General features: G+C 61.6%; 1 protein-coding gene. It reads left to right on the forward strand.

The genetic code is table 11. The annotated features are described in order from the left end of the window. On the forward strand, positions 1 to 461 hold a 461-nt coding region (locus GO615_RS27955), incomplete at both ends, for a periplasmic substrate-binding domain-containing protein (RefSeq protein WP_211167418.1).

Consider the following 461-nt stretch of genomic DNA (forward strand, 5'->3'; position numbering starts at 1 on the left):
GCCCATCACCATCGAATTCCTCAACGACGAGCCCTCGCTGCAACCGCACCACGGGCCTTACATCAAGAATCTCGGAACGCTCGGCATCGATGCGACGTTCCGCCTGGTCGACGCGGTACAGTACCGCGCCCGGTTAGAAGTTTTCGATTTCGACATGACCATGCAGCGCTTCAGCTTCTCGGCGACGCCCGGCGACAGCATGCGGCCGTTCTTCTCCTCGCAGGCGGCGAAGACCAAGGGCTCCTACAATCTCGCAGGCATCTCCAACCCGGCGATCGATGCGTTGATCGAGAAAATCATCGGCGCGAACGGCCGCCATGAGCTGACGGTCGCGTGCCGCGCCTTCGACCGGGTGTTCCGCGCCGGCCGTTACTGGGTGCCGCAGTGGTACCGCAACACGCATCCGATCGCCTATTGGGATCAGTTCGGTCATACCGAGAAGCTGGCGAAATATACCCAGG

The organism is Aromatoleum evansii, from assembly GCF_012910805.1.
In the GTDB taxonomy this organism is placed as follows: Bacteria; Pseudomonadota; Gammaproteobacteria; order Burkholderiales; family Rhodocyclaceae; genus Aromatoleum; species Aromatoleum evansii.